Origin of the sequence: Microbacterium paraoxydans (assembly GCF_019056515.1) — a bacterium.
Taxonomy (GTDB): Bacteria; Actinomycetota; Actinomycetes; order Actinomycetales; family Microbacteriaceae; genus Microbacterium.
Genome location: NZ_CP064873.1, coordinates 2773652 through 2794001, shown reverse-complemented (window position 1 = coordinate 2794001; position 20350 = coordinate 2773652). Strand labels below are relative to the sequence as shown.

The following is a 20350-nucleotide window of genomic DNA, read 5'->3' as shown; positions in this document are numbered from 1 at the left end:
CGGCCGTGTCCTTGGTCCCTCTGTGACTCTCTACGACTCCGCCGACTTCGGCTCGCTGCACCTGTCCAACCGCGTCGTCATGGCGCCGCTCACCCGCACGCGTGCGGACGCCGACGGCGTGCCGACCGCGATCATCGAGGAGTACTACCGTCAGCGCGCGGGGCACGGGCTGATCATCTCCGAGGGCGTCTGGCCCGTCCTCGAGGGCAAGTCGTACCCCGGGCAGCCGGGGATCGTGACCCCCGCCCAGATCGACGGATGGCGACGCGTGACCGACGCCGTGCACGCCGAGGGCGGCACCATCGTCATGCAGCTCATGCACGGCGGCCGGGTGGGCCACCCGGAGATCTCCGGTGAGCCCCGCGTCGTCGCCCCGAGCGCCCTGGCCGCCCCCGGCCAGACGCGGACGCCCCAGGGCAAGGCCGACCTGCCGGTCGCGCACGCCCTCACCCTCGACGAGATCCCGGTGGTCGTCGAGCAGTTCGTCCAGGCCGCGCGGAACGCGATCGTGGCCGGCTTCGACGGCGTCGAGGTGCACGGCGCCAACGGCTACCTCGTCCACGAGTTCCTGTCTCCCGTGTCCAACGTCCGCGACGACCGGTACGGCGGCGCGCCGGAGAACCGCGCGCGCTTCGCGATCGAGGTGACCACGGCGGTCGCCGCCGCGGTGGGTGCCGACCGGACCGGCATCCGGCTCTCTCCGGCCCACGGCATCCAGGGCGTCATCGAGGACGACGCGGCCGACGTCCTCGCGACCTACACCGCGCTCGCCGAAGGACTCGCGCCTCTGGGGCTGGCCTTCGTCGATGTGCTGCACCCCGAGCCCGCGGGAGAGCTCGTCCAGGCCATCCGCCGGGCGGCGGGCGCACCGCTGATCGTCAACACCGGCTTCGGCGTCGAGACCACCCGTGCCGCGGCAGAGGAGCTGGTGGCCGAGGACTGGGCGGACGCGGTCGCGGCCGGGCGTCCCGTCATCGCCAACCCCGACCTCGTGGAGCGCTGGCGGACCGGGGCCGAGCTGAACGAACCGCGCCCCGAGCTGTTCTACGGTTCGACCGCCGAGGGGTACATCGACTACCCGTCCCTGGAGGTCGCGCGCGCCGGCGAGTGATGCGGAGCGCCCGCTGTCACACGACGATGTCGTCGGCCGTGTGCAGCGGGCGCCATCCGGTCTCGCGGATCCCGCGTCGGGGGAGGACGTCGGCGTCGGGCAGCGGGCCGAGGTCGACTCCGGTGAGGGTGGTGACCGCGGCGACGGGCACCTGGAAGGTGCGGAAGGCTCCGAGCGACGCGACGGCGAGGACACCCTCCCGGGTGTCGACGAGCTCGGTCTGGTCGAGGAGGAACGCGGCGGCGGCGAGTCGGCCCTCGGAGCTCCAGGCCGCGATCTTCCAGAACCGGAGGGGGATGCGGATGCCGCGGTACGGCGGGTCGGTGTCGGCGAGCACCGGGGCGGTGAAGACGGACAGGCGCTGTGCGGTCGTCTCGGCATACGCGAGCACGTGGTCCTCCAGCCCGAGCCAGAGGTCTTTCGACTGGTTGAAGACGGCCGCCTGCGGCGCCGCGTTGGGGTAGGTGAAGGTGGCTTCCATGGCCGCGCGGGCGTCGGAGCGCTCGCCCCAGCCCGGATCGCGGCGGCGCACGAGATGCCCGCGGTCGAGGTCGTTCCCCGCATAGACCGCCGGACCCGCCTGCTCCTCTGCGGGCACTCGCGGGTCAAGACGCCACTCGCCCGTCCGGGGGAGATCCCGCAGGCGGGCGCCGTCGATGGTGACGGCCGTCACCGCGGCGAGCCGCCGCTCCGGGTCCAGCAGCACCGTGAACCGCGGCGCCGGCAGGGTGCGCACCGCCATCGGGGGCACGGGGAGCGGGAGCGGGATGCCGAGGAACCCGGGGTCGTAGCCGTCCGTCATGCCTCCATCGTGCCCCGGCCCGCCGACATCGGGTGGCCGTATCTCAGGCGGACCCGTTGTCCTCCGCGCGCCGTGCCGCGGCCTCCCGCATACGGCGGCGGATGCGCAGCGCGATGAACACCAGGAGCAGCAGGATGAGCAGGCCGACTACCACGTCGGAGATCACGCCGCTCCACTGCTCGAGGATCGGCCGGATGGCGGGGCCGAAGGCGAACCCGAGGCCGATCCAGATGCCGTTCCAGACGGCCGACCCGACCAGGGTGTACAGCGTGAACTTCCACAGCGCCATGCGCTCGATGCCGGCGGGGATCGAGATGAAGGAGCGCACGAGAGGCACGCAGCGGCCGAACAGCACCGCGCCGCCGCCCCAGCGGGCGAAGAACGCCTCCGCCTTGTCGAAGTCGTCGTGGTCGAGGAGGGGGATGCGTCCGACGATGCGTCGGGTGCGGTCCCGGCCGACCGCCGCGCCGAGTCCGTACCAGATCCACGCGCCGACGAGCCCTCCGAGGGTGGCCGCGGCCCAGGCGCCCCAGGCGTTCATCCGGCCGTCGTAGGCGAGGAACCCCGCCGCGGGTAGGATCGCCTCGGACGGGATCGGGGGGACGAACGTCTCGATGAGCACCGCGAGGCCGACACCGACCTCACCGAGGGTCTCGATCAGGCTGAGCACCCAGCCGATGAATCCGTCGTAGCCGGGGGCGGAAGCGGCGAGGGGCAGGGTGCCGGGGGTCATCGTGTCCTCTGTCGGGGGATCGCGGTGATCGTGCGGAGAGCGGGTCCGTCGGAGCGGACATCGCCTCTGCACGGTATCGCCCTTCCCTGGACTCCGCCTGCGTGCGCAGGGAGCGGGAGGAGCCGGCGTTGTCAAGGCGCTCGTCGCCGTCCGACGGTACGGAGATCATGGATCCCCATCGACCGAGGAGGCAGCATGACCGATCCGCGCCAGGACGAGACGACCGGGTTCCCGGGGGAGCCCCCGACCGCCAACAACGGAGAAGGCGACGCCCCGGAGGTCGACGTGACCGATCTGGAGCCGGAGGAGATCGAGGACGGCGTGGAGGTCGACGACCGTCCCTGATCGGTGGGGGAGATTTTGACATAGGTCAAAATCTCCCCTACCGTCGAGTCATGGGCACGGCGGAGAGCAGAGACGGCGAGACCGATGCGATCAGCGGTGTCACCGCCGCCGAGATCTCCGAGAGCGTGCGCGACCTCGTCGAACGGGGAACCCTCGTCGCCGGCGACCGCCTCCCTCCTGTCCGCACCCTCGCACAGCGCCTCGGCGTCAACCGCAACACCGTGCTCGCGGCCTATCGCTCCCTCGTGACGGCGCGCATCGCGACCACCGGCGGGCGCACCGGCACGACGGTGCTCGGACCGGCTGCCACGCCGGATGAGGGCTTCACGCCCGGAACGGCCCTGCGTGACATCGCCAGTGGGAACCCCCAGGCGGCCCTGCTGCCCGATCTCGCCGCGGCCCTCGCGGCGGTGCATCCCCGGTCCGTCCTCTACGGCGAGTCGGTGATCGACGCCGAACTCGCCGAGTGGGCGACGCGCTGGATCGCAGAGGACCAGCCGCGTCCCTTCCGGCTCTCGGTCACCGCGGGCGCCGTCGACGCGGTGGAGCGGCTGCTCGCCCAGACGCTCGTGCACGGCGACCGGGTGGGCCTCGAAGACCCCTGCTTCCTCTCCAGCATCCAGACCGCGCGGCTGGCCGGGTACACGCCCGTCGCCATCCCGGTCGACGAGGAGGGGCTGACCGTGGAGGGAGTGCGCGAGGCCCTGGAGGCCGGCGTGCGCGCGATCGTCTGCACGCCCCGTGCGCACAACCCCACCGGGGTCAGCACCAGCGCCGCCCGCGCTGCGGAACTGCAGGAGGTGCTCGCGCCCCATCCGCATGTCCTCGTGATCGAGGACGACCACTTCTCCCTGCTCGCCCCCAGGCCCTACGCGAGCATCATCGGCCCGGCGCACGAACGCTGGGCCCTCGTGCGGTCGGTGTCGAAGTTCCTCGGGCCGGACATGCGCCTGGCGGTGACGGCCTCGGACCCGGTCACGGCGGAGCGGCTCGCCCTCCGGCTCAGCCCCGGGACGATGTGGGTGAGTCATGTCATGCAGCAGCTCGCCGCGGCCATGCTCCGTGACGAGGAGGTCCATCGGCTCATCGCGACGGCGGGCGCCCGCTACGCGGCCCGCAATCGGTCCTTCGTGGCGCTCCTCGCCGCCCGCGGAGTGGAAGCCTCCGGGGCGAGCGGCCTGAACGTGTGGGTCGACGTCCGCGACGACGCCGGCGTGGTCGCGGATCGACTGGCGCGCCGCGGATGGCTCGTCCGTCCGGGTTCCGAGTTCGCCCTGGAGGACGAATCCGCCGGGGGGCGCCACGTGCGGGTGACCGTGCACGATCTCGACGACGCGGAGCTGCGCCGCCTCGCCGACGATGTCGCCGCAGCCGCCGGACCGGCCTCGACCGAGGAGGGCGCGTGATGCAGGGCGAGACGGCGGGTGTCTTCCGGGTCGGGCGGTCGTCGCGACTGGACGGCGTGCTCTACGACCTGCGCGGTCCGGTGGCGGAGCGGGCCGCAGAGCTGGAGGCCCGTGGCGAGCAGATCCTCCGCCTGAACATCGGCAATCCCGCCCCGTTCGGCTTCGAGGCGCCGCCGGTCATCGTGGAGGCGCTGCGAGCGGCGCTTCCCCGTGCCCACGGCTACTCCGAGTCCCCTGGTCTGCCGGAGACGCGCGAGGCGATTCGCGCGCACTACGCGCGCCGTCCCGGATTCCCGGCCCTGGGGATCGATGCGGTGACCGTCGGCAACGGGGTGTCCGAGCTCGTGGGCCTCACCCTGCAGGCGCTCCTGGAACCGGGGGACGAGGTGCTCATCCCGAGCCCCGACTATCCGCTGTGGACGGCGTCGACCGTCCTCGCCGGAGGAGAGCCGGTCCACTACCCCTGCGTCGAGGAAGCCGGCTGGCGTCCCGACCTCGAGGCCATGGCTGCGGCGATCGGACCGCGCACGGTGGCCATCGTCATCATCAACCCGAACAACCCGACCGGGGCGGTGTACGACCGCGCGACGCTGGAGGGCATCGCCGACCTCGCCCGTCGTCACGGACTGCTCCTGCTCTCGGACGAGATCTACGACCGCGTCGTGTACCCGGGCTTCACGCACCTCTCCACGGCGCAGGTCGCGCCCGACGTGCCGTGTGTGACCTTCGCCGGACTGTCGAAGACGCACCGCGTCGCCGGATATCGGGCGGCCTGGGCGCTGACGACAGGGTTCGCCGCAGACGACGCCTTCCTCTCGGGAGTGCGGCTGCTCGCCTCGATGCGGATGTGCGCGTCCGTACCGGCGCAGCATGCGATCACGGCGGCGCTGGAGCACGACACGTCGCTCGACGCCCTCGTCGCGGAGGAGGGGCGTCTGACGGTGCAGCGCGACGCGGCGACGGCGGCGCTGCGGGAGATCCCCGGTGTCGAGGTGCAGGAGGCCGGTGGTGGGCTCTACCTCTTCCCGCGGCTCGACCCGGAGGTCTACGGCATCCAGGACGACGAGCGCCTGGTGCTCGATCTCCTCGATGCGGAGCGCATCCTCCTGGTGCACGGGCGGGCCTTCAACGGCGCGGACTCCGACCACGTGCGCGTCGCCTTCCTGCCCGAGACGGAGGTCCTCGTCGACGCCGTGCAGCGCTTCGGCAGGTTCCTGCAGGGGTACTCGCCGCCCCGGAACTGACGACGCCCGAACCCGGTGGAGTGACCGAGTGGCCAGGTCGCGGTCCGCAAGACCGTGTACGCAGGTTCGATTCCTGCCTCCACCTCTGAGAGGACACCCGCGGCCGGCGGGTGAGTTCAGGCCGCGAGGCCGAGCCAGGCGCGCGGCGAACGGCCGAGCCGCTGGGCGAACGCGCGGGAGAACGCCGACGCGCTGGCGTAGCCCAGATCGGCGGCGACCGCGCTCACCGACATGCCGGCGCGCAGCTGCTCCTGGGCGATCGTGAGCCGCCACTCCGTCAGGTAGTCGCCCGGCGCGCGGCCGACGACCTCTTTGAAGCGGGCGGCGAAGGCGCTGCGCGACATGGCCGCGGTGCGCGCGAGCGTGTCGAGGTTCCAGGGCTCGCCGGGTGCTTCGTGCATCGCCACGAGCGCGGGTGCCAGACGCTCGTCCGAGAGTCCGGGCAGCAGTCCCGGGGGAAGCGCCAGCTCGCCGGAGTGGTCGAGCATCCAGCGGAGGAGCTGGATGAGCACGACCTCGAACATCCGGTCGGCGAGCAGGGGACGACCGCAGCGCACGTTGTCGACCTCGGCGAAGAGGAGGTCGAGCGCAGGCGCGAGGGTGGACACCTCGTCGAGCGGCAGGACGATCACGGAGGGGAGGGTGCGCACGAGCGGGTGGGTGGCCCCGCCGTCGAAATCGATCGTGGCGCAGGCGAAGTCGGACTCCTCGGTCGGGGCATTGAGGAAGGTGTGATCGATCGGGCGGGGGAAGAACAACAGGCTCGGGCGTGTGATGGTCTCGCGCTCGATGCGTCCGTCCGGGCGCTGATGCGTCACCTCCATCTCGCCGCGCCGCAGCACGTGGAGGAAGCCGTGGCCGGCGCTCGCCGCGAAGACCGTGGTGCCGCAGAGCGGTCCGGTGTGGAACAGGCGACTGCGCACTCGGAAGCGGTCGAGCAACGGGGTGAGGCGGTCGAGCGGCGGCATTCCTCCATTCTTCTGGACGATGTGTCATGAAAGCAAGATCAAATGATACGTATCGTACTCACTGCCGCGGAAGACTGAAGGGGAAGCCGAACCCGGCTCGTCTCGAAACAAAGGAGCATCCCATGCCCAACGTCCCTCTCGTCGACCGTGAGACCGCCACCGGCCCCGTCAAGGACCAGCTCGAGCAGATCGACTCCGCCTTCGGCGCCGTCCCCGCCATGTTCCGCGCGGTCGCGAACTCGCCTGCGGCCCTGACCAGCATGTGGAGCGCGTTCGGCGCCTACGGTGGGGGCACGCTCGGTGCGGCCCTGGGTGAGCAGATCGCCGTCGCCGTCGCGAACCGCAACTCGTGCGGCTACTGCCTCGCCGCGCACACCGCGCTCGGCAAGAAGGCCGGCCTCTCGACCGAGGTCCTCGCCGAGGCGCAGGAAGGCACCTCCGACGACCCGCGCACCGCGGCGCTGTTGGCCTTCGCGCTCAAGCTCGTCGACGAGCGCGGCCAGGTGACCTCGGCCGATGTCGACGCCCTCCGCGCGCACGGCTGGAACGACGAGCAGATCGTCGAGACCATCGGCCAGGTCGCGCTGAACCTCTTCACGAACTACGTGAACATCGCGCTCGACGTGCCGATCGACTTCCCGACGGTGCCGCTGCGTCGCGCCGCCTGAGGTCGAGGGGAGCAGAGGCCGGATTCGCTGGGGGTCCGGCCTCTTCCGCTGCCCCGGCCGGCTCGCTAGGCCTCGACCGCATCCAGCCAGTCGGTGAGGACGCGGGTGGCGAGCGTCTCGAGCCGGGGGCCGAGGGCGCGTGCCTGCTCCCGGATCACCCGCGGGTCGATGCCGTTGTGATGCAGTTCGTGGGCGTGGCCGATGAGCCAGCGCTCGATCGTGCGGTGGTCGGCTTCCAGGTGGAACTGAAGGCCGAGAGTGCGCCCCACCGCGAAGGCCTGATGCGGGAAGCCGGGCGTGTGCGCCAGGGACTGCGCCCCGGCGGGGATCGCGAACTCGTCCCCATGCCAGTGCAGCACCGGCTCGCCGTCGAGCGGGGCCAGGACCGACTCCCGGCCCTCGGGCGTCAGCGTGAGCGGACCGAAGCCGATCTCGACCGCGCCGGTCGGCCGGACCGCTGCGCCCAGGGACTCGGCGAGGAGCTGCGCGCCGAGGCAGACGCCGAGCGTGGCGCCGCCGCTGTCGAGTCGCGCCGCGACGGCGGCCTTCGAGGAGCGCAGGAACGGGTAGCGATCGTCGTCGTACACCCCGATCGGACCGCCGAGGACGATGAGTAGGTCGGCTCCGGCGACGGCGTCTGCGTCGAGTTCGTCGATGCCGGCATCGAGGAGGGTGGTCTCGTGACCGCGCTCCGCCAGCAGAGGAGCGAGGATCCCGAGGTCTTCGAAGGGGACGTGGCGAACGGCGACGGCCGTGCGGGGCGTGCGGGACGCGGACATGCACTCTCCTCGGATAGATTTGACCTATGCCAAAAATAGCACAGGAGGTTCAGGGCTCCGAAGTGATCGTGCACGCCGCGGGGGTCCTGTTCGACTGCGATGGCGTGCTGGTGGATTCGGTCCCCTCGGCGGCGATCGCGTGGGACGCCTGGGCCCGCCGGTACGCCCCGGGATTCGACTTCCTCCGAGACGCCCCGCACGGCATGCGACCGAGTGAGGTGGTCGCGGCGATCGTCGGGTCGGAGCGGGCCGCCGAGGCGACCGTCGATCTCCTCGCGCGAGAGCTCGCCGTCGCCCCGGCGACCACCGGGATCCCGGGGGCCGCTGCCCTGCTCGCTGCGCTGCCGTCCGAGCTCTGGGCGGTTGCGACGAGCAGCAACAGGGCGGTCGCGACCGCGCGGATGCGGGGTGCGGGCATCCCGGCACCCGCCCTGCTCGTCGCCGCCGAAGACGTGGACCGCGGCAAGCCCGCTCCCGACCCCTACCTCCGCGCCGCGCGTCTGCTCGGGCGGGACCCGCGGGACTGCGTGGTCTTCGAGGACTCGGCACCGGGGATCCGTGCGGCGCGGGCGGCAGGCGCGGGGCTCGTGGTCGGAGTGGGCGCCAGCTCTGCGGCGGCCCACCCCGACCTGATCGTGCACGACCTCGCCCGCGTGCGCTGGAGCGGCGAGGCGCTGTGCCTGCAAGTGCTCAGCGGAGCGCGCTGAGGGCCTCGTCGATGACGTCCACCGCGACGTCGAGCTGCTCGTCCGTCGTCGTGAGTGTCGGCAGGAAGCGGATCACGTTGCCGTCGCTGCCCGCGGTGAGCAGCAGGATCCCGCGCTGGGCGGCGAACTCCGCGACCATGGAGGCGGCCCCGGCCAGCGGTCGCGTCGTGCCAGGGGTGCTCAGCTCGAAGGCCTGCATGGCACCAATCCCGCGGACGTCGCCGATCACGGCGTGACGGGCGCGCAGGCCCTCGAGCCGCGCGGACAGGTGCGCGCCGATCCGCCGGGCGTCCGCGAAGAAGGTCCCGTGCTCCAGCTCGTCGAACACCGCGAGGGCGGCGGCGATCGAGACTGGGTTTCCGCCGAACGTGCCGCCGAGGCCGCCCGGGTCGGGTGCGTCCATGATCTCGGCGCGACCGGTCACCCCGGCCAGGGGCAACCCGCCGGCGATGCCCTTCGCCGTGAGCACGAGGTCCGGAACGAGGTCGAAGTGCGTGCTCGCGAACCATGTCCCGGTGCGCCCGAGGCCCGTCTGGATCTCGTCGGCGATGAACACCACGCCGTTCCGCGTGCACCACTCCTGCAGGGTCGGCAGGTAGCCCGCGGCAGGGACGACGAAGCCGCCCTCGCCCTGGACGGGCTCGGCGATGACGGCGGCGAGGTCGTGGACGCCGATGCGCTGTTCGAGATGGGCGATCGTGCGCGCCGCGGCCTCCGTCCCGTCGAGGCCGTCCCGGTAGGGATAGGAATTGGGGACACGGTGGATGTCGGGAGCGAACGGGCCGAACCCGGTTCCGTACGGCGCCGCCTTGTGGTTCATGGCGAGCGCGAGGTTGGTGCGCCCGTGGAACGCGTGGTCGAGGGCGGCGACAGCGCGCCGTCCCGTGTGTCTCCGGGCGATCTTCACCGCGTTCTCGACGGCTTCGGCGCCGGAGTTCGCGAAGGCCGTGCGGGTCTCGTGGGTGCCGGGCACCTTCTCCGCGAGCAGCTCCGCGAGGCGCACGTAGCCCTCGTACGGGGTGACGGTGAAGAGCGTATGCGTGACCCGATCGAGCTGCTCGGCCGCGGCGGTGACGGCGGCGAGGTTGGTGTGGCCGATCGTCGTCACGCCGATGCCGCTGCCGAGGTCGAGGAAGCGGTTGCCGTCGACGTCGGTGACCCAGGGGCCGTCGGCGTGCTCGATGTAGACGGGGAGCACGCTGCCGACGCCGCGGGGGACGACCCGTCGCCGGCGCTCGTGGAGCGCCCGGCTCCGCGGCCCTGGGATCTCGGTGCGCAGGCGCGGAGCCGTCAGTGCGGTGTCGGAGAACAGGCCGGGTGCGGACATGAGAGGGCTCCTTCGCGAAGGGGGTGTCGGCGGGCGCGCGACGTGGTCCCGAAGCTATGTTAGATTTTGACCTATGTCAAAGTCTGAGCCTGTCGGAGACGGCGCCGCGCGCTACCCGACGGCCGTCACCGCCGCGGATTTCCGTGCCAACCTCGCCGCCGTCCGCGCCCGTATCGACGCCGCCGCCGAGCGTGCGGGACGGGAACCCGGTGCGGTGCACCTGCTCCCGGTGAGCAAGACCGTCCCGACCGAGCGGGTGCGGGTGGCCATCGGCGCGGGGCTGCGTCGCCTCGGGGAGAACAAGGTGCAGGAAGCCGTGCGGAAGAACCGGGAGACGGCCGATCTCGACGTGGACTGGGTGGTCATCGGCCATCTGCAGACGAACAAGGCCAGGGACGTCGCCTCGTTCGCCGCGGAGTTCCAGGCGCTCGACCGGCTCCGGGTCGCCGAAGCCCTGGACCGGCGCCTGCAGGCCGCAGGGCGCAGCCTCGACGTGTACGTGCAGGTGAACACCTCGGCCGAGGACTCGAAGTTCGGGATGCCGCCCGACGAGCTTCCGGGCTTCCTGAAGGCCCTGCCGTCCTACGGTGCCCTCCGTGTCCGCGGGCTGATGACGCTCGCGCTGCTCACACCGGACGACGCCCGGGTGCGGGAGTGCTTCGCGCTGCTGCGCACTCTTCGGGACAGGGCGCGCGAGGAGACCCCCGAGCTCATCGGCGACGGCGCCCTCTCGATGGGCATGTCCGGAGACTATGAGATCGCCGTCGAGGAGGGGGCGACGTGCGTGCGGGTCGGGCAGGCGATCTTCGGTGCGCGTGCCGTCCCCGACAGTCACTACTGGCCGGAGGGTTGACCCCGCTCAGTCCTCGGTGCGGAAGCCGGCCGCCTTGTGCGTGCCGTCGCAGAAGGGCTTGAGCGCGGAGAGCCCGCAGCGGCACAGGGCCACGGTGCGTCGGCGCGGGTCGATCACCGTGCCGTCGCTCGCGTGCAGCTCGATCTCACCGCGCACGAGCAGCGGGCCGTCGGGGTACGCGGTGACCGTGACCGGTTCGTCCCGGCCGCTCATGCGGTCGTCCTCTCCCGCAGTGCCGAGCGGCCCTCGGTCCAGGCGTCGAGGGTGTGGGCTCCGGCCCAGCCGTCGACCGTGAGGCACGCGGCCGCGCCGAACAGGATGTCCGCCAGCAGTTCCGGACGGTCCTCGGCGAGGCTGCCCGCGAGGTCACGGGCGGCGATCTGCTCGTGTACCGCGTCGGCCTCCACATGCTCCTCGAAGTACGCGGCGACCTCGTCGGCGAACCCCAGCCGGTGCAGGCCGTCGGCGTAGAACCGGCAGGGGATCGACGAGGTCATCTCGTAGGCGGCGAGGTGGCCGACGATGGCGCCGACGAGCCGGCGGTTGAGTCCGAACAAGCTCATCATGTTGTGCGAGGCGAGTGTGATCGCCGGGGCGTCGTCGACATAGGCGCCGTACGTGTCGTCGAGTCCTGCGGCGCGCAGCGCTCGGGCGTAGAGCTCCGCATGCACCCGCTGCGGGCGGCCGCCGCCGTACTCGTCCGACTGGATCTCCACGAGCGCGGCCTTGGGGCGCCCGGTCAGCCGCGGAATCGCCCACGAATGCGGATCGGCCTCCCGCAGCGTGTACACCGACCGCAGGATCAGTGACTCCTCGGCCTGCTCACGGGTGGCCTTCCTGGCGATGTGGCGCGACAGGCTGGGGCCGGTGTCCGCGGCAGCGAGGGCGAACAGGGCGCGACCCACGGCGTCGACCGTGGGTTCGGGAAGCTCGGGCACCGGCATGGTGTCACGCAGTGCGGCCTCGAAGGCGTCCTCGAGGATACGGCGTGCCGTGACCACCCCGGCGTCCCACTCGAGACTCGCATCCAGCTGCGGAAGCGAGCCGTAGGAGGACGCGTAGAGGACGAACAGGGCGAGCTGGATGTCGTCGTCCCTGACCACGTCGTCGCTCGCGGCGACGGCTGTGGCGGCGAGATCGGGGAGGGTGGCGGCGTCGTCACCGCGACCCGTGAGGACACCGAGGGCGGCGCTCGACAGGGGGCCGCGCGGCGAGAAGGCGACGGCGGTGTCGGCGTCGAGGGTGGAAACGGTCATGAGGAGGGGCTCCCATCGGATCGATCACCCGCATCCTCACCCGCGCGAGCGGAGACCACCAGGGACTTGACGCCGAGGCGCTCGGCAGGCAAGCGCGCCCGCCGTCACGGGCACCCGGCGAACACGTACCCCTCCTCGTCCGGAGTGACGAGGTCGCGATCGCGGAGCACTGTCGACGCCGGGGTGTCCGGGTCGGCGCACAGCTCCGCGAACGGCCGAGGGAGCTGATCCGTGTACTCGATGTCGATCACGTGCGGCCCGTAGACCGCGGTGTACGCGCCGCACTCCGCGTAGGCGGCGCACTCCTCCGTGACGGCGAAGTCGAAGCCCGCGCGCTCCTTCAGGGCGTCCGCATGTTCCGCCGCGTTCTTCTGCCCGGCGGCGAGCCCGACGCCGTGCGCCGCGTCGACGAAGAGCTCTGCGAGGGCGAGGTTGTCGTCCAGGGTCAGGGCGCCGTCCGCGCGCGAGAACGAGTCGAGGTTGTCGAACTCGACCGCCTGGAAGCCGGAGTCCGCACAGCCCTCGATCCAGGGGATCACGATCTCGGCGATGCGGGACCGCTGTGCCGCGCTGGTGGTGTCCAGGAGGGCCTCGTCGGGCCAGTCGGGATCGAAGACCACCTCGTCACCGTCGTGCAGGAGCAGGCCATCGGGCCACTCGGCGAGCTCGCCCGGCTGGGTCTGGAAGCCGTTGACGTAGCAGACGGAATAGAGGCCGGCAGCCGGCTCCGCGCTGCGGTCTCGCCCGACGATGCCCACACCCTCGGCCGGATCGTACGCGCCGCCGAGCTGGTAGTCCGGGAGGGCGGCGGTCGGAGGCAGCGCGACCGCGGCCGACGGCGCCGTTCCCTCCGCGGGGAGAGCGGACGGAGCGGTGCAGGCGGAGAGGGCGAGGATCCCGACCGCGACGAGGGCCGCCGGCGCCAGGGAGACGCGTATGCTGCTTCGACCGCGCGGGGGACGGGGGAGGCTCATCGCGGCTGAGGCGTCGGCTGCGCGGGGGCGTCGGCGGGCGGGGCCGCGGCCTCCGAGGGGTTCCGGCGGATCCCGATCCACGACACGACGCCGCCGAGCACGAGGAGCGCCGCCGTGACCCAGGCCGCGTTGTGGAACCCGCCGAGGTCGAGGGTGCCGCCGACGATGGTCGACAGCATCGCGACCACGAGCAGACCGGCGACGCGGGAGACGGCGTTGTTCACGGCGGAGGCGATGCCGGAGTGGTTCTCATCGATGGCGCCGAGGATCGCGGCCGTCAGCGGGGCGACGGTGAGCGACAGGCCGAGGCCCATCACGATCATGGCGGGGAGCACCTGCGCCCAGTAGTCGAAGGCGGCGTTCACGGTCAGCAGCATCAGCGCTCCGACGGCCATGATCAGCGGCCCGACGGTCATGAAGATGCGCGGGCCCCAGCGCCCCGCCCACCCGCCGGCACGGGAGCTCAGCAGGATCATGAGGATCGTCATCGGCAGGCTCGCGAGCCCCGCCGCCGTCGCGCTCAGTCCCGCCCCCTGCTGGAGGTAGACGCCGACGACGAAGCCGTTGAGGGAGAGCGCGGCGTACACGAACAGCGTGGCGAGGTTGCCCCACCCGAAGTCGCGCACCCGGAACAGCCAGAGCGGCATGAGCGGCGTGGCCGAGCGGCCCTGGCGCCACAGGAAGACGGCGAAGAGCGCGGCCCCGGCCACGGCGGGGATCCAGATCGCGGGGGAGGCCCACCCGAGGTTCGGCTGCTCGATGAGGGCGAAGACGATGGCGCCCAGCCCCAGCGCGCACAGTACACCGCTCCACCAGTCCACGCGGACGCCCCGCGGGTGCTCCGGCAGATGCAGGCGGGCGAGCAGCACCAGCGTCACCCCGATGGGGAGGACGTTGATGAGGAAGACGAAGCGCCAGGACAGGAAGTCGACGAAGAGCCCGCCGAGCAGCGGACCGACCAGTTGAGCGGCCGTGGTGAAGGCGGTCCAGACGCCGATGGCCCTCGCCTGCAGGTCGCCGCGCATGGTCGCGGTGATGAGCGCGAGGGAGCTGGGGACGAGCAGGGCCCCGGCCGCCCCCTGGGCCCCGCGGGCCACGATGAGCATGAGCGGGTCGATCGCGGCGGCGACCGCGACGGACGCGATGCCGAAGGCGATGAGGCCGATCCGCATCACCAGCACCCGTCCGTAGGCGTCGGACAGGGAGCCGGCGAGCAGGATCAGCGCGCTGAGGGTGATGAGGTACGCGTCGACGACCCACTGCTGCGTGGTGATCCCGCCGCCGAGCTCCTCGCTGATGGCGGGAAGGGCGACGTTCACCACTGTCCCGTCGAGGAACGTGACGAACGAGGCCAGCACGGCGATCGCGATGACGAGCCGCTGGAGCGGGGCGAAGGATGACACAGGCCGACCCTACTCCGGGCGACGGACGCGAGGGCCGGTCAGTCAGGCGGTGTTCCGGTACCTTCCTGCAGGAGCCGTCGGAGCGCGGGGAGCCCGTCCCGTGCGTGCGCCGCACGCTGCCGTGCCGCGCCGGTCCCGTCGGCCCGTATCCGGGCGAGGCCCGCCCGCACCGCGTCCGCATCGCCGAGCTCGTCCAGCACCGGTCCGATGTCGTCGAGAAGGTGCTCCGCCACCGTCCAGGCCGGGGCGATCTCGCCCGTGAGCGGATCCAGGAGGCGGGCCGTCATCCCGGCTCGCGACGCCATCCAGATCGACGCGTCGATCGTCTCCGTCTCATCGGCGACGATCCGCTGCCCGGACGACAGGGCGATCCCGCGGGTCAGCAGCGCGGAGAGGACGGCGTCCTCCGCGGTGAGCTGCGTGTCCGCGACGCGCGCCTCCACGGTCGGGTAGCGCTCGGAGAGGCGCACCGCCCAGGAGAGGGAGGTCGCCTCGCCGATGGTCCCGAGGTCGAGGAGCTGGTCCACGCGCGTGCGGTAGTCGTCGACGTCGGCGAACCGGGGCGGACACCACGACGAGGGGAGTCGGCGGATGAGCATGCTCCGCCAGCTCGCGAAGCCCGTGTCGAGACCGTTGCCGAACGGGCTGTTCGTGCTGAGGGCGAGCAGCAGGGGCAGCCACGCGCGAAGCCGATTCAGGGAACGGACCCGCTCCTCCTCGTCCGGCACCTCCACGTGCACGTGCAGGCCGTTGACCTCGTGCTCGCGGGTGAGGTGCGCCAGCCGTCGCGCGACGTCGTCGTAGTGCGCCGACGGCGAGAGGCGCGGCGAGCGGAGAGTGGTGAACGGCGCGCCGGTCGGTGCCGCGATCGCGCGCCGGACGCGTGCCTGCCTCCCGATGGCCGTGCGCAACGCCGTCAGCTCCTGGACGGCCTCGGCGCCGGTGCGCACCGGGTCGGTGAGCGCCTCGACCTGCGAGGCCAGGTACTCGGTGGTCACGCGTCCGGCGGTGACGTCATCGCCGATGCGCTCCAGGATGTCACCGCTGAGGGCGACGGGGACGAGCGAATCCTCATCGAGCAGGAGGAACTCCTCCTCGATCCCGAAGCGCGTCATCCGGGTCAGTGGTTTCGCAGTTCGGAGATGAGCTCGGCCTTGCGCTTGCCGCTGTAGCCGGTGAGACCCAACTCCTTCGCGCGCTTCCGCAGCTCGGGAACGGTCCAGTCCTCGTAGTCCCCGTGCTTCCCGCCGCGGCGGCCGACCGAGCTGCGGCCGTCTCGTGCGGCCGCGTTCGAGATGCGGGCGGCCTTCTCCTTCGAAGCCCCGTCGTCGCGGAGCTCTTCGTACAGCTCCGGATCCTTCAGCGAGTTGTTGCGTCGTCCTGGCATTGCTCTGCTCCTTCGCGCATCGGGAGGGTCCAAGTCAACCCCCTCCAGAGAGGGTGTGGTTCGGGTCTAGCGTGAGGTCACCGCAGTCGGGCGCCCGCGCCCCCAGAGAAGGGAAAGACCGATGAACATCCTCCTGATCATCGTCATCGTCATCGCCGTGATCCTCGCGATCACCGGAGGACTGGTGCAGTCGCTCCAGTTCCTGCTGTGGGTCGGTCTGGTGCTCCTGGCCATCGCCGTGATCGCCTGGCTGATCCGAGCGATCACCGGCAGCCGCAAGGTCTGACCCGAGTGCGGAGGGGGAGGCTCGCCATCGGCGAGCCTCCCCCTCTTCATGGGTTCAGCGGGTGGGGGATCAGCGGTTGAACGCGTCCTTGACGCTGTCGCCGGCCTTGCCCGCGGCGTCCTTCACGTTCTCGCCGGCCTGCTTCGCGTCGGCCTTCACCTGATCCGCCTGGCCTTCGGCCTCGAGCTTCTCGTTGTCGGTGAGCTTGCCGAAGCCTTCCTTGACCTTGCCACCCAGCTTCTCAGCGGAATTCTTCATGTCATCTGCGCCACTCATAAGAGGCTCCTCTCCTGGACGGATCGATTTCTCTTCGAGCGTCGCACCGGCGTCGCGGTCCGTCCACGGGATTGACATTCACCGACGGGCGTGTCAGCGTTCCGCCCCCATCGACTCCCGCCCGCACAGGGGTTAGCCTGGCGCCAGGCGGGTGTCCTGCCCGTCGTCCTGGACGAAGGGAGCGGTGTGCGATGGACGCGATGATGATGGGTGCCATGTCCAAGAACATGGAGTCGATGCCGGACATGGCGATGATGGACATGTCGGTGCTCCAGGCGTGTATGGACGCGTGTGCCGCCTGCGAGCAGGCCTGCACGGTGTGCGCGACGCAGGAGATGGACTGCGCCCCCGCGTGCATGAACTGCGCGGACATGTGCCACACGATGATGCGATCGATGCTCCGCATGCAGGGGATGACCCCGGCCACGATGATGGCGATGCTGGACGCCTGCATCGCGATGTGCCAGATGTGCATGGACGAGTGCATGCAGCATGCCGATCACAGCGACGTCTGCCGCCTCTGCGCTCAGGCGTGCCAGGCCTGCATGAACGCGTGCATGGCGGTCCGCGACATGATGATGGCGAGCGCCTGACCCGAGGGGATCAGGCCCTCGTCACACGACGGCGACGTTGAAGCGGGTGCGTCCCACGGCGAGCACGGCGTAGTCGAGGTGGAGGGCGACCGGGCTGCCGATGGTGGCCTCCAGCGCGGCGCCGGAGCCGTTCCACAGCGTGTGCGTGGTGCCGTCGAGCGTGCGGACGACGAGGTCTCCGGCGACCGGATCCGCCGCGATCACGAACGCGTCCGCCCATCGCGCCGGGGTCGCCGCGGCGAGACGCTCCTGGATCAGGTGCAGGGCGTGGCCGGGGGCCGACGAGGAGCAGCGGCCGCCGTTCCTGCACATGCACGTCGCACGCTCACGCACCTCGAGGGGCGGACGGCGGTGCAGCGGCGTGGACACGGGGACTCCTTCGGATCGGCGTCCGGCCAGAGTACGTCGACGAGGTCGGGATCCCGCAGCGCTCCCGACACGCGACGAAACAAACGGGTGTAGGCTCGCCGGGTGCTGTCGTCGATGAGTGCCCTCGGGGCGCGGAGCGGAGCTGCAGGCGCGTTCAGCGCCGCAGGCAGAGGCTGAGGACCGGCCGGAGGCGGAACCCCGTCCCCGGTGCTGCGTCGTACCCCGGCATCGTCCGGGTGATCCTCCGATCCGTCTCGCCGTTCCGGCGATCACACCGAAAGCTCTTCCCCTCATGCGTCCCATCGACGAGCGCGCCCTGCGCGCCTCCTTCTGCAACGCCTCCCGCAAGGAGGTCTCCGACATCACTCTGCCGCCCGGCTTCGCCGAGACCGATTTCGACCGGCTCGACTACCTCGGCTGGATCGACCCGAAGCTGCCCCGGCGCGCCTATGTCGTCGTGTGGATCGACGACGAACCCGTGGGCGTCGTGCTGCAGCGCGCCGAGCAGCGCGTGCTCGCCCGCGCCCAGTGCTCGTGGTGCGAGGACGTGACGCTCCGCAACGACGTGCAGCTGTACGTCGCCCGACGCGCCGGGGCCGCCGGCCGCAAGGGCGACACGGTCGGTGTGCTCGCGTGCGCGGAGTTCGGCTGCAACGCGGCGGTGCGCAAGCTCCCGCCGCTGGCCTATCCGGGGTACGACCGCGAGCTCGCGCGCGAGATGCGGATCCTGCGGCTGCAGGAGCACGTGACCGGATTCGTGCGCGAGGTCGCCCGGACCGACTAGGCCGTCACGGCGCGGACATGCGCGAGGGCGGGTGCCGCCCACGCCGCCGACAGCCGGGCGAACGCCTCGAAGCTGCGTCCGCCCGGCCAGTCGGCCGGCAGCATCGCCGGGGGCAGTCCCGGATCGGTGTAGGGCAGCACCCGCCAGCGGTCGATGAGGTGCACGTACGCGGGGAACGGCGCATCGGGGAGCGCGGTGAGCGAGGCCTGGAAGGCTTCGTGCTCGCCGCGCAGCGCGTCCAGGTCCCACCACGCCGCCGCGGCCTCGGCCAGCGTGCCGGCCGGGGCGGGGGCCGACGCGTCGAACAGCGTCGCCCAGCGGCGGGCACCGAGCTCGTCGAGGATCTGCTCCGCCTCCGCCCTGAGGTGCCCGGGGCAGATCCACAGGGCGGGGGAGACGACGCCGGCGCCGATCCACTGCAGGCGCCGGCGCAGCTGATGACGCACGCTGCGCGCACTCTCCGGGATCGAGAACGACACGAGGCACCACGGATCGTCGTCGGTCATCTCCTGCATCCGGAAGATCCGGCGGTCGCCGCGCTCCAGCATCGGCACGGCCGCCGGGCTCAGCCGGTAGCCGACGGCGTCGCGGCGCTCCGGCAGGAGCAGGCCCTTCTGCTTGAGACGGGCGATGCCCGTCCGGGCGGGAGCGGCGGGGATGCCGAGGTCGGCGGCCAGCGCCACGAGATCGGCGGCCGAGATCCAGCCTCCCAGCGGGCGCAGATACAGGCCGATCAGGGTGCGCAGGAGCGAGGCGGTGCTGCCGGGGCGGGCGTCGATGTCATCGAGCACGACCGGCGCCGCGGGCTCAGGAGACACCGGACTCCAACGCATCCCTGACCGCGAGCACCCCGGCGACGGTCTCGGCGTGCGAAGTGCTGAGCGGCGACAGCCCGAGCCGGATCCCGTCCGGGAAGCGGAAGTCGGGGATGACGCCGTCCGCCCAGAGCCTCCGGGTGACCTCCCGGAAATCGGGGTGGCCGATCGTGATGTGTCCGCCGCGTCGCGCCGGGTCGCGAGGGCTGAGCAGGCGGACGTCCAGCGGCGCGAGGAGCTCGTCGTACGCCCGGACCGCGAGTGCGGTGAGCGACTCCGACTTCGCGCGCACGCCGTCGATCCCCGACTGCTCGATGAGGTCGATCATCCCCTGCATCGCGAGCATCGAGGTCACCGGGGGCGTGCCGCTGAGGAGCTGACGGATGCCGTCGGCGGGGACGTACTCCGGGCCCATGGCGAAGATGTCGGCTGCGCTCCACCAGCCCTGGATCGGCTGCCGCAGCAGGCCCTGCAGGTCGTGGCGGAGGTAGGCGAACGCGGGCGATCCCGGGCCGCCGTTGAGGTACTTGTAGGTGCAGCCGACGGCCATGTCGACGCCCCAGCCGTCGAGCTGCATCGGCACGACGCCCGCCGAGTGGCAGAGGTCCCACAGCATGAGCGCTCCCGCGTCATGGACGACGGCGGTGATGGCGGGCATGTCGGCGAGGGCGCCGGAGCGGTAGTCGACGTGGCTGAGCGAGACGAGCGCGGTCCGCTCGGAGACCACGGCCGCGACGTCGTCGACCGTGACGCCGTGCACCGGGTCGGGCGTGATCCAGCGCAGCGTGGCCCCCATCTCCGCCGCGACGCCCGCGGCGAGGAACCGGTCGGTGGGGAAGTTCCCCTCTTCGATAACGAGCTCCGTCCGCCCCGTGGGCCCCTGCGCCGTGCCCCTGGGTCCCTGAGCCTGTCGAAGGGCCCCCCGCATGAGCTTGTACAGCAGGACGCTCGTGGAATCGGACACGACCGTCTGCCCCGGCCCCGCACCGAGGGTGATGGCGCCGATGCGGTCTCCGAGCTCCATCGGCAGGGCCATCCACTGTTCGTCCCAGGAGCGGATGAGGCGTGTGCCCCAGTCCTCGCGCACGAACGCGGCGAGCTTCTCCGGCACGTCGCGCAGCGGGCGGCCGAGCGAGTTGCCGTCCAGATAGGCGGTGACGCCCGGGGCCTCGACGAACGCGTCGAGGTGCGCGGCGAGCGGGTCGGCGGCGTCCAGGGTGCGGGCGGCGTCGAGGAGGGCGGTGTCGGCGGAGCGGTCGGTCAT

25 protein-coding genes and 1 tRNA gene are annotated in these 20350 nt (G+C 71.8%); 11 read left to right on the top strand and 15 right to left on the bottom strand.

Annotated features, from left to right (window positions below):
• The first annotated feature begins 22 nt into the window (after positions 1-22).
• Positions 23-1111, top strand: coding sequence for an alkene reductase (locus IZR02_RS13775; RefSeq protein ID WP_025102532.1), 1089 nt, complete (start codon positions 23-25; stop codon positions 1109-1111).
• Between the two features lie 16 nt (positions 1112-1127).
• On the opposite strand, the gene IZR02_RS13770 is transcribed toward IZR02_RS13775, so the two are convergent.
• A complete protein-coding gene (locus IZR02_RS13770) occupies positions 1128-1913 on the bottom strand; it encodes a DNA/RNA non-specific endonuclease (RefSeq protein WP_025102531.1) in 786 nt (261 codons plus the stop codon).
• A 43-nt stretch (positions 1914-1956) separates the two neighbouring features.
• Positions 1957-2646: a DedA family protein gene (locus tag IZR02_RS13765; protein WP_025102530.1), complete on the bottom strand. Its 690-nt coding sequence runs from the start codon at positions 2644-2646 to the stop codon at positions 1957-1959.
• A 195-nt stretch (positions 2647-2841) separates the two neighbouring features.
• On the opposite strand from IZR02_RS13765, the gene IZR02_RS13760 reads away from it, so the two are divergent.
• From IZR02_RS13760 to IZR02_RS13745, 4 genes are all read left to right on the top strand, one after another.
• Entirely contained in the window at positions 2842-2991 is a 150-nt protein-coding gene (locus IZR02_RS13760; RefSeq protein WP_157544381.1) for a hypothetical protein, read from the top strand.
• A gap of 50 nt (positions 2992-3041) precedes the next feature.
• Positions 3042-4397 carry an aminotransferase class I/II-fold pyridoxal phosphate-dependent enzyme gene (locus IZR02_RS13755; RefSeq protein WP_025102529.1) on the top strand — a complete coding sequence of 452 codons (1356 nt, stop codon included), beginning with the start codon at positions 3042-3044 and terminating at the stop codon, positions 4395-4397.
• Positions 4397-5641 carry an aminotransferase class I/II-fold pyridoxal phosphate-dependent enzyme gene (locus tag IZR02_RS13750; protein ID WP_025102528.1) on the top strand — a complete coding sequence of 415 codons (1245 nt, stop codon included), beginning with the start codon at positions 4397-4399 and terminating at the stop codon, positions 5639-5641. Before IZR02_RS13755 ends, IZR02_RS13750 begins: the two co-directional genes overlap by 1 nt.
• A gap of 14 nt (positions 5642-5655) precedes the next feature.
• Positions 5656-5726 (top strand) — tRNA-Cys (locus tag IZR02_RS13745).
• A gap of 31 nt (positions 5727-5757) precedes the next feature.
• Here the strand turns inward: IZR02_RS13745 and IZR02_RS13740 are convergent.
• Entirely contained in the window at positions 5758-6609 is an 852-nt protein-coding gene (locus tag IZR02_RS13740) for an AraC family transcriptional regulator (RefSeq protein ID WP_025102527.1), read from the bottom strand.
• Positions 6610-6731: 122 nt separating this feature from the next.
• Between IZR02_RS13740 and IZR02_RS13735 the strand changes: the two genes are divergently transcribed.
• Positions 6732-7277: a carboxymuconolactone decarboxylase family protein gene (locus tag IZR02_RS13735; protein ID WP_025102526.1), complete on the top strand. Its 546-nt coding sequence runs from the start codon at positions 6732-6734 to the stop codon at positions 7275-7277.
• A gap of 65 nt (positions 7278-7342) precedes the next feature.
• On the opposite strand, the gene IZR02_RS13730 is transcribed toward IZR02_RS13735, so the two are convergent.
• Positions 7343-8056 carry a glutamine amidotransferase gene (locus tag IZR02_RS13730; protein WP_025102525.1) on the bottom strand — a complete coding sequence of 238 codons (714 nt, stop codon included), beginning with the start codon at positions 8054-8056 and terminating at the stop codon, positions 7343-7345.
• A gap of 26 nt (positions 8057-8082) precedes the next feature.
• Between IZR02_RS13730 and IZR02_RS13725 the strand changes: the two genes are divergently transcribed.
• Positions 8083-8763, top strand: coding sequence for an HAD-IA family hydrolase (locus tag IZR02_RS13725; RefSeq protein ID WP_051582154.1), 681 nt, complete (start codon positions 8083-8085; stop codon positions 8761-8763).
• On the opposite strand, the gene gabT is transcribed toward IZR02_RS13725, so the two are convergent.
• On the bottom strand, positions 8747-10090 hold the full coding sequence (gene gabT, locus IZR02_RS13720) for a 4-aminobutyrate--2-oxoglutarate transaminase (RefSeq protein WP_025102523.1): 1344 nt from the start codon (positions 10088-10090) through the stop codon (positions 8747-8749). The genes IZR02_RS13725 and gabT overlap by 17 nt on opposite strands.
• A 73-nt stretch (positions 10091-10163) precedes the next feature.
• On the opposite strand from gabT, the gene IZR02_RS13715 reads away from it, so the two are divergent.
• On the top strand, positions 10164-10943 hold the full coding sequence (locus tag IZR02_RS13715; protein WP_025102522.1) for a YggS family pyridoxal phosphate-dependent enzyme: 780 nt from the start codon (positions 10164-10166) through the stop codon (positions 10941-10943).
• Positions 10944-10949: 6 nt separating this feature from the next.
• Here the strand turns inward: IZR02_RS13715 and IZR02_RS13710 are convergent, their stop codons facing one another.
• The 6 genes from IZR02_RS13710 to IZR02_RS13685 form a co-directional block, all read right to left on the bottom strand.
• Positions 10950-11156 (bottom strand): CDGSH iron-sulfur domain-containing protein, encoded by a 207-nt coding sequence (locus IZR02_RS13710; RefSeq protein ID WP_025102521.1) that lies wholly within the window; start codon positions 11154-11156, stop codon positions 10950-10952.
• Complete coding sequence (locus IZR02_RS13705) at positions 11153-12199, bottom strand: iron-containing redox enzyme family protein (protein ID WP_025102520.1); 1047 nt, start codon at positions 12197-12199, stop codon at positions 11153-11155. The genes IZR02_RS13710 and IZR02_RS13705 overlap by 4 nt, the downstream gene beginning before the upstream one ends.
• A 104-nt stretch (positions 12200-12303) precedes the next feature.
• The gene (locus IZR02_RS13700) at positions 12304-13173 is read right to left on the bottom strand and encodes an endo alpha-1,4 polygalactosaminidase (RefSeq protein ID WP_051582153.1); all 870 of its coding nucleotides are present in this window, start codon (positions 13171-13173) and stop codon (positions 12304-12306) included.
• Positions 13170-14576, bottom strand: a complete 1407-nt coding sequence (locus IZR02_RS13695) for an MFS transporter (RefSeq protein ID WP_025102518.1) — start codon at positions 14574-14576, stop codon at positions 13170-13172. The genes IZR02_RS13700 and IZR02_RS13695 overlap by 4 nt, the downstream gene beginning before the upstream one ends.
• A gap of 38 nt (positions 14577-14614) precedes the next feature.
• Positions 14615-15691, bottom strand: a complete 1077-nt coding sequence (locus IZR02_RS13690; protein ID WP_025102517.1) for a carboxylate-amine ligase — start codon at positions 15689-15691, stop codon at positions 14615-14617.
• A gap of 5 nt (positions 15692-15696) precedes the next feature.
• Positions 15697-15963, bottom strand: a complete 267-nt coding sequence (locus IZR02_RS13685; protein ID WP_025102516.1) for a DUF7218 family protein — start codon at positions 15961-15963, stop codon at positions 15697-15699.
• A gap of 121 nt (positions 15964-16084) precedes the next feature.
• Here IZR02_RS13685 and IZR02_RS13680 point away from each other — a divergent pair, with 121 nt between their 5' ends.
• Positions 16085-16249, top strand: a complete 165-nt coding sequence (locus IZR02_RS13680) for a hypothetical protein (protein ID WP_164498167.1) — start codon at positions 16085-16087, stop codon at positions 16247-16249.
• Between the two features lie 69 nt (positions 16250-16318).
• Here the strand turns inward: IZR02_RS13680 and IZR02_RS13675 are convergent, their stop codons facing one another.
• The gene (locus IZR02_RS13675; RefSeq protein WP_370670658.1) at positions 16319-16507 is read right to left on the bottom strand and encodes a CsbD family protein; all 189 of its coding nucleotides are present in this window, start codon (positions 16505-16507) and stop codon (positions 16319-16321) included.
• A 209-nt stretch (positions 16508-16716) separates the two neighbouring features.
• Here IZR02_RS13675 and IZR02_RS13670 point away from each other — a divergent pair, with 209 nt between their 5' ends.
• The gene (locus IZR02_RS13670; RefSeq protein ID WP_025102514.1) at positions 16717-17118 is read left to right on the top strand and encodes a hypothetical protein; all 402 of its coding nucleotides are present in this window, start codon (positions 16717-16719) and stop codon (positions 17116-17118) included.
• A 21-nt stretch (positions 17119-17139) separates the two neighbouring features.
• Here the strand turns inward: IZR02_RS13670 and IZR02_RS13665 are convergent, their stop codons facing one another.
• Entirely contained in the window at positions 17140-17487 is a 348-nt protein-coding gene (locus IZR02_RS13665) for a hypothetical protein (RefSeq protein WP_217316524.1), read from the bottom strand.
• Positions 17488-17779: 292 nt separating this feature from the next.
• On the opposite strand from IZR02_RS13665, the gene IZR02_RS13660 reads away from it, so the two are divergent.
• Entirely contained in the window at positions 17780-18271 is a 492-nt protein-coding gene (locus IZR02_RS13660) for an FBP domain-containing protein (RefSeq protein WP_025102512.1), read from the top strand.
• Here IZR02_RS13660 and IZR02_RS13655 read toward each other — a convergent pair.
• Both IZR02_RS13655 and IZR02_RS13650 read right to left on the bottom strand, forming a co-directional pair.
• Positions 18268-19089, bottom strand: a complete 822-nt coding sequence (locus IZR02_RS13655) for a PaaX family transcriptional regulator (RefSeq protein ID WP_082758419.1) — start codon at positions 19087-19089, stop codon at positions 18268-18270. The two genes, IZR02_RS13660 and IZR02_RS13655, sit on opposite strands and share 4 nt — an antisense overlap.
• Positions 19079-20350 (bottom strand): kynureninase, encoded by a 1272-nt coding sequence (locus tag IZR02_RS13650; RefSeq protein WP_062765496.1) that lies wholly within the window; start codon positions 20348-20350, stop codon positions 19079-19081. The genes IZR02_RS13655 and IZR02_RS13650 overlap by 11 nt, the downstream gene beginning before the upstream one ends.